This window comes from Pedobacter borealis DSM 19626 (assembly GCF_000708285.2).
In the GTDB taxonomy this organism is placed as follows: Bacteria; Bacteroidota; Bacteroidia; order Sphingobacteriales; family Sphingobacteriaceae; genus Pedobacter; species Pedobacter borealis.
Genome location: NZ_JAUG01000001.1, coordinates 137,132 through 152,317 on the forward strand (window position 1 = coordinate 137,132; position 15,186 = coordinate 152,317).

A 15,186-nucleotide genomic window follows, 5' to 3' on the forward strand; every position below is an offset into this window, starting at 1 on the left:
GCTAAAAGTTATTCTTAGGTTCATTAATAATATACTTTTTAGTAAAATGATTTTTACTAAACTATAACCATAAAAGTCAAGATCAAACCGCGAATGCAGCGCAAACGTTTGCTTTAAATTGTATATAATGGATGGTGTGCTTACTATTTAAGCCTTTTTTGAAGGGTGATAAATATTGTATGCTTATATTGCCGATATTATTAAGCGCAAACGTTTGCTTCTCTTTAGTTTGGTAATACATTATAAAGAAAAAGAGATGAGTTTTTTTGGTAACTAAAATAAAAGCAAGAGTTATGCTTGTTGTTTTTTAGATTATTAGTGTATTAGGGCAATTAATAGATTTTTTGGTGATCTTTTTGTTTAATTTGAGTCGTTAAGATCATGATTTGACAGGATTGTTGTGGAAATAATCAGATAATAGGCGCGTTTTAGGAAAAACAGAAAATTTAGCGTTAATTACCTTATGGAATTAGAGATTGAAGTTTTAAAACCCATTTTTTATTTAATTTATACAAGCATAGAGAGCAGTTCGTTTAACAATGATGAACTTAAAGCCTTGCTTAATCAGTGCAGAGATTTTAATAATCGGAATAACATTACTGGGATATTATTATATGTAAGAGGTCTGCAGATTACAAAGAGTAAAGGGAGGTTTATGCAATTACTTGAGGGAGATGAACGGATCATTCGCAGACTTTTTAACAAAATCGTAAATGACGAACGTCATGAATCGGTTGTTTTACTGCAAATTGGCAAATATGAGCAGCGTTGTTTTACAGATTGGAGTATGGGATTTGAGCAGACTGATGGAGAACTTTATCAATCGCTATCTGATCATTTCGATTTAAATGATGTAGTTTCAAAATGTGATAAACTCGGTGTTGCAGATGTTCCGTTACAGTTTTTAAAGAAGTTATCATTAAATAATAAACATCATTTTGCCGAAGCACTTTATGGTTGAAAAGACTAAAGCGCTGTAGTTGGTTTCTTTATTAAAAGATAGGCTTATTTTATGATAAATGGATTACAATAAACTACGATGTTAGAAAACAAAAACAACCTAATTACAGTTAACTTCGTAATAGGGTAATAACAGGTGTGGTTGATCGGACAGTTTGTTGATTTTTATCTAATGAAATTGTTAAATGATGTCACGTTCTTTTTGTTTTTCTGTCAAAACTTGTAAATTGCCTAAGTAAAAAGATGCAAATTGTCAGTTTTTGATGGCGAAAAAATCCTTACAATAAACCGACAATAAAATATCTATAACCGGATGTTTTTGGCAAATGTCCCTTTAAAACCTTTAGAACACTTATTACGTAGATAGATATAAATAAAATAATATTTATCGAAACGATAATCTTACATTGAATTTTGGGTTCTCAGGCATTCAAAAGCCTCTTTATCCACCCATATGGCGCAATTGTTGATAAAATAAAGAAAACAGTACGTTCGTTTTTATAAAGTTATTTTATAGTTTAGGGACGTAGCTGTTAAGAAAGGTATTATGGAAGCAAAATTTTCACCACAGGTTAAAGATGTAATCTCTTTTAGTAGGGAGGAAGCGCTCCGCTTAGGGCACGATTACATCGGAACCGAGCATTTATTATTGGGCCTCATCCGCGAAGGCGATGGCATGGCTATAAAAATTTTACGATCGTTAGGGGTTGATACTGGTAAATTGCGCCGCTCAATTGAAGATGCCGTTCGCGGTACTTCGAGTGTTACAGTAAACTTAGGCAATATTCCATTAACAAAACAGGCAGAAAAAGTTTTAAAAATCACTTACTTAGAAGCCAAAATATTTAAAAGCGATTTAATTGGTACCGAACATTTGCTGTTATCGGTTTTGAGAGATGATGATAACATCGCCTCCCAAATCTTATTGCAGTATGGTGTTACTTACGATGTTTTTAAACAGGAGGTTGAAGTGAATAAAAATGGTTTCAGAGATGATATCTCAAACAGTGCTTCTACAGGAGGCGATGACGATTATCGCGAAGAGGAAAGCTTTAGTACACCTAAGAAGGTTTCAGATATAAAATCTAAAACCCCTGTTTTGGATAACTTTGGCCGCGATTTAACAAAAGCTGCTGAGGAAGGTCGTTTAGACCCTATTGTAGGCCGCGAGAAAGAAATTGAGCGTGTATCGCAGATTTTATCCCGCAGAAAAAAGAACAATCCAATTTTAATTGGAGAACCAGGAGTTGGTAAATCGGCAATTGCAGAAGGCCTTGCCCTACGCATTGTACAACGTAAAGTTTCGCGTGTGCTTTTTGGCAAACGTGTAGTTACATTAGATTTGGCATCATTGGTGGCGGGTACAAAATACCGTGGCCAGTTCGAAGAACGTATGAAAGCCGTGATGAACGAGCTTGAAAAATCTACTGATGTAATTTTATTTATTGATGAGATCCATACCATTGTTGGAGCTGGTGGTGCATCGGGTTCACTGGATGCATCTAATATGTTCAAACCTGCTTTGGCAAGGGGCGAAATTCAATGTATTGGTGCCACAACATTAGATGAATACCGTCAGTACATTGAAAAAGATGGCGCTTTAGACCGTCGTTTCCAAAAAGTGATGGTAGAGCCAGCTACACCGGATGAAACTGTAGAGATTTTGACACGCATTAAAGATAAGTACGAAGAACACCACGGTGTAACTTATACTGATGAAGCTATTTTAGCTTGCGTTACTTTAACATCGCGTTATATTTCTGATCGTTTCTTGCCAGATAAAGCCATTGATGCTTTAGATGAAGCCGGTTCACGTGTTCACTTAACCAACATCCATGTTCCTCAGAATATTATCGATATCGAAGCTAAAATCGAAGATATCAAATTAGAGAAAAACAAGGTTGTACGTAGCCAGAAATATGAAGAGGCAGCGAAACTGCGCGATACAGAGAAAAATTTAATTGAAGAATTAGATAAAGCTAAAGCGGAGTGGGAAGCTGAAACGAAAACTAAACGTTACGAAGTATCAGAAGATAATGTAGCCGAAGTGGTTTCGATGATGACTGGTATTCCGGTACAACGTGTTGGACAAACAGACAGTGCAAAACTGTTGAACATGTACGATAAAGTGGCTGAGAAAATTATCGGTCAGGATGATGCGATCAAAAAATTAACCAAAGCCATTCAACGTACAAGAGCTGGATTGAAAGACCCTAAAAAACCAATTGGTTCATTTATTTTCTTAGGTCCAACAGGTGTAGGTAAAACAGAATTGGCGAAAGAATTAGCCCGTTTCATGTTCGATAGTGATGATTCTTTGATTCAGATCGACATGAGTGAGTATATGGAGAAATTTGCAGTGTCGCGTTTAGTGGGGGCGCCTCCAGGATATGTGGGTTATGAAGAAGGTGGACAGTTAACTGAAAAAGTAAGAAGAAAACCTTATGCTGTAATCTTATTGGATGAGATTGAAAAAGCTCACCCTGATGTATTCAATATCTTATTGCAGGTTTTGGATGAAGGACAATTAACCGATAGTTTAGGTCGTAAAGTTGATTTTAGAAATACAATCATCATCATGACTTCTAATATTGGTGCGCGTCAACTTAAAGATTTTGGTCAGGGTGTTGGTTTCTCTACAGCAGCGAAAACAAACCAGGCCGATTCTCACAGTCGCGGTGTAATCGAAAGTGCATTAAAACGTGCTTTTGCTCCTGAGTTCTTAAACCGTGTTGATGATGTAGTGGTATTCAATAGCTTGGGTAAAGATGAAATTTTCAGAATTATCGATATCGAGTTAAAAGCTTTATTCGGTCGCGTTCATACCCTTGGTTATGAAATTGCATTAACCGAGAATGCTAAAGAATATATTGCTGAGAAAGGTTTTGATAGTAATTTTGGTGCTCGTCCGTTAAAAAGAGCAATTCAGAAATATTTAGAAGATCCAATCGCTGAAGAGATCCTTAAAGGCGAACTGGCAGAAGGTGATGTTTTAGAAATTGATTACGATAAAACAACCGAACTGATTTCGATCAACCATAAAAAAGGTGAAAAGAAAAAAGAAGAGCCAAAACAAGAAGAAGATTCTTCAAGTAAATAAACAAAAAACTCCCGATGAAAATCGGGAGTTTTTTGTTTAAAATATATTAGGCTACTATTTGGCTGTTTTTGAAGTATAAAAAAGATGGGCAGAAATTATCTTTTTTAAAGAAAATCGTTGTACCTTTCCTTAAACTATCCTGATTAATGAAACTAATTACCTTTACTTTAGCGTGCTTAGCGCTGTGTTGTGCATTATCCTGTAAAAAAGGAACTGATGATTCGGCAGGAACAAACGATCCTCCGGTACTTTCTGGTACAACTAATATTAATAACGAGGCCCTGTTAAAATTAGTAAACGATACCCGTTTAGCTGGCTGCAATTGTGGAACAACTGTTATGTCCCCTGTTGGAGCACTAACCTGGAACATAAATTTAGGCGCTGCAGCTATTAGTCACAGTAAGTACATGGCCTCTATAAAAACCTTAACACATACATCAGCCAATGGTGATAACGTCGGAGCTCGGGTCAAAGCTACTGGATACAATTGGACAACCGTTGGTGAAAATATTGCTGTTGGCCAAACCACGGAGGCGCAGGTTTTTAACGATTGGATTAAAAGTGAAGATCACTGTAAAAACATCATGAATGCCGCTTTCAAAGAAATGGGTGCAGCTAGAACTGATAATTATTGGGTTCAGGTCTTTGCCGCAAAATAAGTTATTTCGTCATTTCGAGGGGTAATTTATTTTATAAAAATCAATATGAGTGACGTTTAATTGATTTCTTTTGCCCTAAGGCGCTGTCTTGCCTCGGCTCGCCGCCGCCAAAGGGCTCTTTCTTTTTGGCATCAAAAAGACCAGCATAGCTAGCTTGAATGATTTTTCTTTAGAGGTCAGTGGGGTGGCTGGGTCAGCGGAATCCGAAAAATTTGTTAGGCCAGGTTTAAGTAGAACGGGGATACCGTGGTGCGGCCTAGTTGGGTGGAAACACAAAATAGGTTAAAATGTTGATTATTAGTAGTTTGTAAAATAACGTCAATGGTAGCGGAATGCAACGTAGTCGAGAAATCTATTATAGATCTCTCTCCCGACTTTAAGTCGGGACTGCGCTCCAGTCGAGATGACGATTTTTTTATAGGATTGCATTTCTGACTCCAGACTAAGGACTTTGGACTCAAGACTCCAAACTAAAAACTCCCAACTAATGTGATCCTCGAATTTACAAATGATCATGCGTCCTATGTCGTAACGAAACCGATGCATCAATCGCAGGTAGTATTAAGTAAGAACGAGAAAACAACAACTTTTAGGATCGATGTGGTACTAAACTATGAACTGGAGCGCGAAATCTTAGGCTTTGGAGAGTGTGTTAAAGTGCTTTCGCCACGATTGTTGATTTCGAAAATAAAAAGGCGTTTGGAACAAACCTTTAGTCAATACGAAACTAAGGAGGAGATGGATATTAAGTAATTGAATGAGAGAATATTGACAACTCTGCTCATAAATTCTCTCATTCAATCACTATGCCTTCAATACTAGCTTTTAAACTCGCTCGTTTTATGGAAATCGATATCAGGATAATCCTGTTTGGTTAAATTAATCATATATTCACTATCCGCCAAATAAACCGGATTCGCTTCTTTATCGAAACCGATGTGCTGTTGTTTACGTTTTACAAATTCATCCAGTTTCTTTCTGTCGGTAGAAGTTACCCAGCTCGAACGGGTATAACTCAGAGTACGGAAACGACATTTTGCGCCATACTCATGCTCTAACCTGAAATTGATTACCTCGAACTGAAGCTCACCAACCGCACCGATCACTTTCCTGTTTCCGGGCTGCATAACAAATAACTGTGCAACGCCTTCATCGGTTAACTGCTCAATGCCTTTTTCCAATTGTTTGGTGCGCATTGGGTCCATATTTTCTACCTCTTTAAAAATAGATGGAGAGAAACTAGGGATACCTTTAAACTGCAGTTTTTCACCTTCGGTTAACGTATCGCCGATTTTAAAGTTACCACTATCGTATAAGCCCACCACGTCGCCAGGCCAGGCCTCTTCTACAATACTTTTTTCGTTCGCCATAAAATCCATCGGGTTGGAGAATTTCAGTTTCTTATCCTGACGGGTATGGTAATAGAATTTATTGCGTTCAAACTTGCCAGAACAGATCCTTAAAAAGGCAATCCTATCGCGGTGTTTAGGGTCTAAGTTGGCGTGGATCTTAAACACAAAGCCACTGAAATTTTTCTCTTCAACCAGTACATCACGCTCTTCAGCCTCTCTATGTCGAGGGCTCGGGGCAATATCGATAAAGGTGTCCAAGAGTTCTTTTATCCCGAAATTATTGATCGCACTGCCAAAAAATACTGGTGCAACCAAGCCATCGGTATATAAATCCTTATCTATCTTACCGTAGATACCATCAACCAATTCAACATCATCTTTCAATGTATTGATTTCGTTCTCTTTAAGGTAATTTAATAAAGATGGATCATTTAAATCGCTTGCCGCCACAACCGAATCGGTTACTTTGGTCTTATCTGAATTGAATAAATTTAAATGTTTGTTATAAATGCTGTAAACACCTTTAAACGTATGTCCCTGGCCTATAGGCCAGGAAAGCGGACAAAGGCTGATATTTAATTTTTCTTCAATTTCATCCAATAAATCGTAAGCCTCTTTACCTTCACGGTCCATTTTGTTGATGAAAATGATTACAGGTGTGTTACGCATACGGCAAACCGACATCAGTTTTTCGGTCTGTTCCTCCACACCCTTTACACAGTCTACCACCAAAATAACACTATCTACCGCCGATAAAGTTCTGTAGGTATCTTCTGCGAAATCCTTGTGACCAGGGGTATCGAGAATATTGATGCGTTTACCACTATATTCGAAACCCATTACTGAAGTCGCAACCGAGATACCACGTTGCTTTTCGATCTCCATAAAATCGGAAGTATTACTTTGGTTCGCTTTATTCCTTTTTACCGCACCAGCAGTATTAATAGCACCACCAAAAAGCAGAAATTTTTCTGTCAATGTGGTTTTGCCCGCATCGGGGTGACTAATAATGGCAAAGGTTTTACGTTTTTCTATTTCAGGGTTAAGCATAATAAAATTTTGGGTATAAAGAGTGATGAAACCTTGTTAAAGGAATTTAACAGCGATAAGATTTGAGTATTGTTGTTTCATCTGGCCGCAAAGATAAGGAATTTGCTTAAAGTTTGAATAGGTTAATTGTTTAATTGAAAATGGGTTGCGTGTTTTTCGGATTTGAAAGGCAAGGTGGTGAGGGAGGATTTTAAAGTAAATGACTCGCATTTATCAAAAAATATCTGGCTAAAATTAAATTTTCTTACCAATCATTGTTTATTTTTGTGCTAAAATGTTTAGCTTTATTCATCCCTCCGTTTATTGTTGACTAAAATTTTACTGCCGATGCCCACTTTAGAAGAAACTTCTATGCCCGCAGAAATTGCGGCTAAATTTGTTAATTATACCTCAAAACACGTTTTCTTAACCGGAAAAGCAGGAACAGGTAAAACAACTTTTTTACGGAAACTCATCCAGATTACGCACAAAAAAGCCTTAATTGTGGCACCAACGGGTATTGCTGCAATCAATGCAGCTGGTGTAACTATCCATTCGCTTTTCCAACTTCCTTTTGGGGCATTTTTTCCTGATGCTGCTGGCGCCTTGATCAATGAAAACATTAATTTTAACTTCAATACGCCCAAAACTCTAGTGAAACACTTAAACATGCAAGGCAATAAACGCCGCATGTTGCAGGAACTGGAGTTACTTGTTATCGATGAGGTAAGTATGTTGCGGGCCGATATGCTCGATGCCATAGATTTCGCTTTACGTTATGTACGCAGGAACAGAAACCTTCCGTTCGGCGGAGTACAGTTATTGTTTATAGGCGATCTGCACCAGCTGCCACCTGTGGTAAAAAATGATGAGTGGCGCATCATGGCTAAATTTTATAAGAGTATTTATTTCTTCGATGCCCTGGCCCTGCAGGATAATCCACCGGTTTATATCGAACTGGATAAAATTTACCGTCAGGACGATGCTGTTTTTATCGATCTGCTCAACAACCTGCGGAACAACAAAATCACTGCAGAAGATACAGCCTTGCTCAGGCAGCATTTCAAACAGGATTTTAAACCCTCGGCAGATGAAAATTATATCACTTTAACCACCCATAACAATAAAGCTGATAGCATTAACCGTGAAAGATTAACCCAGCTGAAAACTAAATCTTACTTTTTTGAGGCAAAGATTCAGGGTGAATTTAGTGAATATGCTTACCCGAATGATAAAAGTTTAGAGTTAAAGGTTGGTGCACAGGTAATGTTCATCAAAAATGATATGACTGCCGAAAAGCGGTATTACAATGGTAAGATTGGTGTGGTACATCATATCGAAAAGGATGTAGTTGAAATTGAACTACCTGAAGACAAAGTGGTGATCCAGATTTCACCCTATACCTGGGAGAACGTAAAATATAAATTGGATGAAGCAACCAACGAAATCAAAGAAAATGTAGCAGGATCGTTTATCCAATACCCGATTAAGCTGGCCTGGGCTATCACCGTGCATAAAAGTCAAGGTTTAACCTTTGATAAGGCCATTATTGATGTAGGTGATGCTTTTGCACCTGGCCAGGCTTATGTAGCCTTGTCGCGTTTACGCTCTTTGAAGGGTTTGGTTTTAACTTCTCATCTTCGTGATAGTGGTTTGCAACAGGATCAAAATGTGCATTACTTCTCTAAAACAAAACAACCTTCCGAAGTGCTAAACGAGCAGATCAGTATAGAGAGTTATACTTTTATCCGCAGTTATTTGCTTGCCGCATTTGATTTGAACCTGATCCGCTATTATTTAAAAGAACACCGCCAGACTTTTGATAAAAGTGAAAAATCGACCAAGCAAAAACACGAAGATTGGACTGATACCGTTTATACCGACTTTCAAAAAATAACAGCCACAGCCGATACGTTTGTTAATCAGCTCAAAAACCTATTCGCACAGCAAACCGAACATACTTTATTTAATGTATCGAAAAGGGTAGAGGCTGCTTTAAAATATTTTAATCCTTTAGTTAAGGAAATTTCTGATCGTTTTCTGGTCCAAATTGAAGCGATAAAAGAAGAAAAGCAGATTAAAACCTATGTTACAGAACTGTTAGAGCTAGAAATTTTGGTATATGAGCAATTAAAAAAAATGCATAAAAGCAAAGCATTATTGCTAGCGCTCATTGCCGGGAAAGAGTTTAGCAAAGCCGATACCGATGCACTCTTGAATACGGTTGAAAGAAACAACCAGCTTCAGAAAGCCATTCAGCTAAAAGGAGAAACGCTTAAAGTAAAATCTGCAGCAGAGAAAAAGAAAAAAGAGCCAAAGATTGATACCAAGTTAGTGAGCTTCGAGCTGTATGAGCAGGGCAAAACCATCGACGAAATTGCAAAAGAACGTGGCTTTTCTGCCGGTACCATTGAGGGACATTTAGCCTATTATGTTTCTACACAACAATTGGATGTAACCAAACTGGTAAAGGCGAATAAAATCAAAAACATTACCGATGCTATAGAAAGTCAGAAAACAAAATCGATGGCTACGATAAGGGAGTTTTTAGGTAAAGATTATTCTTTCGGGGAGATCAAGCTAGTATTGGCATCGTTGTTTCCATCAGAGGAATAGATCGAAATATAACCGCAAAGATCGCTAAGAACAAAAATGGAAGTGCAGGCCAGGTTTACTACGCGCTTATAAGGAGCGTTTGTTCTATAAATCTGATCGTCATGCTGAACTTGTTTCAGCATCTTTCCTGAATAAAGACCCTGAAATAAATTCAGGGTGACGATTGTATGTTTAAGTATGTACAGAACATTTTTCCCAAAACAGATTATTTATCTAATTGAGTTTATAAACTTTGTTGTAAATGGTTATTAAAATTGCCTCTGTTTTCTCTGTGAAAGCTCAGTGAATCTCTGTGGTTAAACTATGATGAATTCTATTTTCTACGTAAATATTTGTGTCCTTTGTGGTTAAACCCTAAAATTATTTATCTTAGCATCCGTGGAAAAGGTTAAAGTTTTAGCGCAGTACATGCCCGAACCAGCGGCACCGCTAATTGCAAAATGGATAGATTATTTTCAGTGCGAATTTAAGATTTCTAAAACCCGCTCTACAAAATTGGGCGATTATCGCCATCCTTATCAAGGCAAAGGCCATCGAATTTCGGTAAACTTCAATCTTAACCATTACGCTTTTCTGGTTACCACAGTGCATGAGTTTGCACATTTGCTCACCTGGAACGATTTCAAGAATAAAGTAAAACCGCATGGCACAGAGTGGAAGAAGAACTTTCAGCGGATGATGGTTCCCTTTTTTGAACTGAATATTTTTCCAGCCGATATCCACAAAGCGATTGATAATTATATGTCGAACCCTGCGGCATCCAGCTGTTCTGATCTGCATTTATCGCGGGCCTTAAAAAAATACGATAGCAATAAAACCGAGACTTTACATTTAGAGCAATTGCCGATTAATACCACTTTTAAAATTAAAGATGGCCGGCGTTTTACCAAAGGCGAACGCATTAGGAAGCGGTACCGCTGTATATGTTTAGATGATAAACGGTTATATCTATTTAATCCTTTGGCAGAGGTTTTTGTGGTGGAATAAGATTAATTTGCTGTCATTCTGAATGCAATGAAGAATCTTTTGCAAAATAGCTCTGCAATTATATTTTGCGTTTGAAGATACTTTAGATTAATGTCATTTGAAGTGTCAATAGTAAACAGATTCTTCGTTGCGCTCAGAATGACAAATCAGCTATACAAACTTAAACTCATCCCCATCAAATAAACCTTTATCGCTTAATTTTAAGTGTGGAATCACCAATAAGGCCATAAAAGAAAGCGTCATAAAAGGCGCAAGCAAAGTAGAGCCTAAATCTTTCGCAAATTGATCTATAGAGGTATAACTTTGAGCAACCTGATAACCGTTATGGTTGCTCATTAAGCCTGCTACTGGTAAAGCTAAAACTTCTTTTTTCCCATTCCCCAATGCCACTACGCCACCAGTTGCTGCAATTACAAGGTTCACGGCTTCACAGATACTTTTATCATCAGCGCCAAGGGCAATAATGTTATGACTATCGTGTGCAACGCTTGATGCAATGGCGCCTTCTTTTAAGCCAAAGTTTTTTACGAAGGATACTGCAATAGGCGCATCATGATAACGATTTACCACCACCATTTTCAAAACATCGTTTTCCAGATCACTAATGATATTTTGATTTAAAACTTTCGGTTTGGCAGATATTCTATTGGTAATCAATTGCCCGTCCAATGCCTCAATAACTGGAATTTCTTTTTGTCCGGTGAATGGATAAATAAAATCTTCTTCCTTTTTCAAACTGCAATCGAAATGGTTTACCGATTCTTGATCTTCGACATGTTTTACCCAGTTGCCTACTGTTTTTCCATTTTCGGCAAGCAATAAGCCATCGATATAGGTTTGTTTAACCTTGAACGTTTTTAAATCTTCAAGCACGATAAAATCTGCATCATCATTGATCTGAAGTGAGCCAACATCTAATTTATAGTGAAGAATAGGATTGATGCAGGCTGCTTGTAGGATATTGAATATATTGATCCCTTTTTCTACTGCCCTTGCACAGAGCTGATTAATGTGGTTTTCGACTAAGCTATCAGGATGTTTATCATCGCTGCAGAACATCATCATTTCTGGCCAATCGTTCAATAGATCGATCAGTGCATCAAAATTTTTGGCGGCGCTTCCTTCACGGATGAGGATTTTCATGCCGCGCTGTAATTTATCCAATGCTTCTTCGGCAGTAAAACATTCGTGGTCAGTAGAAATTCCGGCATTGATGTATTGTTGAACAGCATCGCCACGTAAGCCTGGGGCATGTCCATCAACAGGTTTACCCAACTGGTGCGCAGCAGCAATCTTTTTTAAAACTTCTTCATCTTTATACAGTACGCCAGGGAAATTCATCATTTCGCTGAGGTATTTTATTTCGGGACGTTCTAAAAGTGATTTTACATCATCATGGTCCAATTCAGCTCCAGCCGTCTCAAAAATGGTAGCTGGAACACAGCTTGGGGCACCAAAATTAAATTTAAAAGGGACGGTATTGCCATTTTCGATCATAAATTCCACACCTTCCATTCCACAAACGTTGGCAATTTCGTGTGGATCGCTAATGGTTGATACCGTTCCATGAACAACCGCCAATCGCGCAAACTCACTTGGAATTAGCATACTGCTTTCAATATGCACATGGCTATCTATAAAACCTGGAGAGATAAAATGTGCTCCTTCTTTCTGTTCAGAAATTTTTGAGATTGATTTTATTTTTCCATCCTCAACGGCTACTTCGCCAAAGAAAATATTCTGCTTTGTGATGTTGATGATATTCCCTTCGACTTTGAAATTGCTCATGCATTCTTTATGTTTAACTGGTTAATTGTATAAATTGGTTAACTGTCGATTTACTTTAGCAATTAACCAATTCAAACAGTTTATACAATTAACCACCTTCTTAATATTTCAATAATTTATCAATCGTTTCTGCCAATCTTGCCTTAGCTAAAAAATCTTCCTCCAATACCCTACTCATTGGAATTGCCGTGTCTAAGCTTGCACAGCGCATTACAGGTGCATCGAGATCAGAGAAACAGCGCTCTCCAATCCAGGCAGATAGTTCGGCGCCAAAGCCATTGGTTAAAGTATCCTCATGCAAAATTAAAACCCTTCCTGTTGCTTTAACGGCTGTCCTTACAGCGTCTTTATCCCAGGGCTGTAATGTACGCAGATCAATTAATGTAGCGCCACTTTCAGGATATTGTTTCAGGTAATCTAACGCCCAGTGCACACCCAGTCCGTAGGTAATGATCGCGAATTTACTTCCTTCGGCAAGCCTAACTGCTTTACCAATCTCTGTCGTATAGTAGCCATTAGGAACAGGAGCGCTTAAACTTCTGTAGAGGTATTTGTGCTCGAAATAAAGCACTGGGTTTGGATCTTCAATCGCTGCCAACAGCAAACCTTTCGCATCTTCAGGGAAAGCTGGATAAACAATTTTTAAACCTGGTGTTTTGGTAAACCATGCTTCATTACTTTGTGAATGGAACGGACCTGCACCTGTTCCGGCACCCGTGGGCATACGCACCACCACATCGGCCTTTTCGCCCCAACGGTAATGGGTTTTGGCCAGGTTATTCACGATCTGATTAAAACCTACGGTTACAAAATCTGCAAATTGCATTTCTACAACAGCTTTATAACCATTTATAGATAGACCCAAACCTGCACCTACAATGGCCGATTCGCAAATAGGAGTGTTGCGGACTCTACCTTTGCCATATTTTGTTGTAAAACCATCTGTAATTTTAAAAGCCCCACCATAATCGGCAATGTCTTGCCCCATTAAAACGAGGTTAGAATACTTTTGCATGGCCAAGTCTAATCCATCGGTTATTGCATCTAAATATCTTTTTTCAGTAGAAGATGGATTGGGCTGAACAACCTGTTGTGAGTAGGGGAAATACATATCTTCTTCTTCCTGAGCGGCATTAGCAATAGGCTCATCCTCGTTAAAAGCTTCTTCAACTTCCAACTCAATGTCTCTTTTAACCTGGATTTTAATATCGACAATTGAATCTAAGGTTAAAATACCCTGCTCAATTAAATAGGCTTCGTAATTGCTTAATGGATCTTTCTTTTCCCACTCATCCAACAATTCTTGCGGAACATATTTCGTGCCCGATGCTTCTTCATGTCCACGCATCCTGAAAGTTAGGCATTCAACTAAAACAGGTCTTGGATCTTTCCGGATTTCCATGGCCAGTTGATTGATGGTATCATAAACTTCTAGAATATTATTTCCATCTATCTGAATACCTTCCATGCCATAACCAATGGCCTTATCAACCAGGTTTTTGCACCTGAACTGCTCTGACTTTGGAGTGGAAAGGCCATATCCGTTATTTTCGATCAGAAAAATAACAGGAAGGTTCCAAACTGCTGCAACATTTACCGCCTCGTGGAAATCGCCTTCACTGGTTGCCCCTTCTCCGGTGTAAACTAATGTGGCGTGCTGTTTATTGGCTAAAACATCGGCAAGAGCAATACCATCTGCCAAAGCCATTTGCGGCCCCAAGTGGGATATCATCCCAATTATTTTATATTCTTGTGTGCCGAAATGGAAAGAGCGGTCGCGGCCTTTGGTAAAGCCGGTAATTTTGCCCTGCCATTGGGCCATTAATTTTTTTAAAGGAATATCGCGAGCGGTAAAAACGCCCAAATTACGGTGCATGGGTAAAATGTACTCCTCACTTTGCATCGCTAAGGTGCTACCAACAGCTATAGCTTCCTGGCCAATGCCCGAGAACCATTTGCCAATTCTACCCTGACGCAACAGCTTGAGCATTTTGTCTTCAACCATCCGAGGGTAAAGCAATCTTTTGTATAAGTTCAGCAAGAACTTGTCGTCTTTATCACCTCGATTGAAATGCATAACAGGCTTTTGATTGAGATTTTAAGAAATATCCCATGGATTGAGGACTTCAAGATTTGCGATTTTTTTAAAATCGGAAGTATTTCTTGTGATTAATGTAAGGTTGTTAGTGATTGCTGTTGCAGCTATTATGGCATCAGGAAGTTTGATTTTATTGACCCTACATATTGAAATTGTTCTTTCTACAATATCTTCGGTTAAACTAAAAATCTTGCTTGATTCTACAAAACCGAGTAATGTTTTATAGTTACTATCAGGTGGATTAAACCTTAAGATTTCGATTTTGTTTATTACTGATATATTCGGAATATTATCAATAATAGGGTGCATAAACACCATTCCATTATTCTCAATTTTACCATCTAGGTAGCCGATAATAACGTTGGTATCAATTAAATATCCCGTTCCCATTCGTTCCTGCTATCTATAACATGTTGCTGGAATTCTTCGTATTGCTGGTCGGTAAGATTTAAAGAACCTGCGAATCTCTTCGAAAGGCTTTCTTTTGGCTTTGTATTTTTCTCTAAAATTTTAACAATATCTAAAGCTTCTAAATCCTGTATGAGTTTATAAGCCTTTTCATTTGTGATTTCTAACAAAACCGTATCCATATTTTTA

The 15,186-nt window shown here is 38.2% G+C and carries 11 protein-coding genes; 6 read left to right on the forward strand and 5 right to left on the reverse strand.

Going from position 1 to position 15,186, the window contains the following annotated elements:
• Window positions 1-463 precede the first annotated feature (463 nt).
• The 4 genes from AW17_RS00580 (at window position 464) to AW17_RS00605 (ending at window position 5,472) form a co-directional block, all read left to right on the forward strand.
• Window positions 464-961: a BLUF domain-containing protein gene (locus AW17_RS00580; protein ID WP_051691559.1), complete on the forward strand. Its 498-nt coding sequence runs from the start codon at window positions 464-466 to the stop codon at window positions 959-961.
• Window positions 962-1,507: 546 nt separating this feature from the next.
• Window positions 1,508-4,060, forward strand: a complete 2,553-nt coding sequence (locus AW17_RS00585; RefSeq protein WP_029274130.1) for an ATP-dependent Clp protease ATP-binding subunit — start codon at window positions 1,508-1,510, stop codon at window positions 4,058-4,060.
• Window positions 4,061-4,206: 146 nt separating this feature from the next.
• A complete protein-coding gene (locus AW17_RS00590) occupies window positions 4,207-4,719 on the forward strand; it encodes a CAP domain-containing protein (protein ID WP_029274131.1) in 513 nt (170 codons plus the stop codon).
• Window positions 4,720-5,208: 489 nt separating this feature from the next.
• A complete protein-coding gene (locus AW17_RS00605) occupies window positions 5,209-5,472 on the forward strand; it encodes a WCX domain-containing protein (RefSeq protein WP_083488590.1) in 264 nt (87 codons plus the stop codon).
• Window positions 5,473-5,537: 65 nt separating this feature from the next.
• Here AW17_RS00605 and AW17_RS00610 read toward each other — a convergent pair whose 3' ends face one another.
• Window positions 5,538-7,121 (reverse strand): peptide chain release factor 3, encoded by a 1,584-nt coding sequence (locus tag AW17_RS00610; protein ID WP_029274134.1) that lies wholly within the window; start codon window positions 7,119-7,121, stop codon window positions 5,538-5,540.
• Window positions 7,122-7,448: 327 nt separating this feature from the next.
• Between AW17_RS00610 and AW17_RS25070 the strand changes: the two genes are divergently transcribed.
• Both AW17_RS25070 and AW17_RS00620 read left to right on the forward strand, forming a co-directional pair.
• A complete protein-coding gene (locus tag AW17_RS25070) occupies window positions 7,449-9,716 on the forward strand; it encodes a helix-turn-helix domain-containing protein (RefSeq protein ID WP_051691560.1) in 2,268 nt (755 codons plus the stop codon).
• Window positions 9,717-10,094: 378 nt separating this feature from the next.
• Window positions 10,095-10,703, forward strand: coding sequence for a SprT-like domain-containing protein (locus AW17_RS00620; RefSeq protein ID WP_230149336.1), 609 nt, complete (start codon window positions 10,095-10,097; stop codon window positions 10,701-10,703).
• A 150-nt stretch (window positions 10,704-10,853) separates the two neighbouring features.
• Here the strand turns inward: AW17_RS00620 and ade are convergent, their stop codons facing one another.
• The 4 genes from ade to AW17_RS00640 form a co-directional block, all read right to left on the reverse strand.
• Window positions 10,854-12,491 carry an adenine deaminase gene (gene ade / locus AW17_RS00625; RefSeq protein ID WP_029274137.1) on the reverse strand — a complete coding sequence of 546 codons (1,638 nt, stop codon included), beginning with the start codon at window positions 12,489-12,491 and terminating at the stop codon, window positions 10,854-10,856.
• 100 nt (window positions 12,492-12,591) lie between these two features.
• Window positions 12,592-14,568 (reverse strand): alpha-ketoacid dehydrogenase subunit alpha/beta, encoded by a 1,977-nt coding sequence (locus tag AW17_RS00630; RefSeq protein WP_029274138.1) that lies wholly within the window; start codon window positions 14,566-14,568, stop codon window positions 12,592-12,594.
• Window positions 14,569-14,589: 21 nt separating this feature from the next.
• Window positions 14,590-14,979, reverse strand: coding sequence for a type II toxin-antitoxin system VapC family toxin (locus tag AW17_RS00635; protein ID WP_029274139.1), 390 nt, complete (start codon window positions 14,977-14,979; stop codon window positions 14,590-14,592).
• Window positions 14,961-15,179 (reverse strand): hypothetical protein, encoded by a 219-nt coding sequence (locus AW17_RS00640; RefSeq protein ID WP_029274140.1) that lies wholly within the window; start codon window positions 15,177-15,179, stop codon window positions 14,961-14,963. Before AW17_RS00640 ends, AW17_RS00635 begins: the two co-directional genes overlap by 19 nt.
• Between the last annotated feature and the right edge of the window lie 7 nt (window positions 15,180-15,186).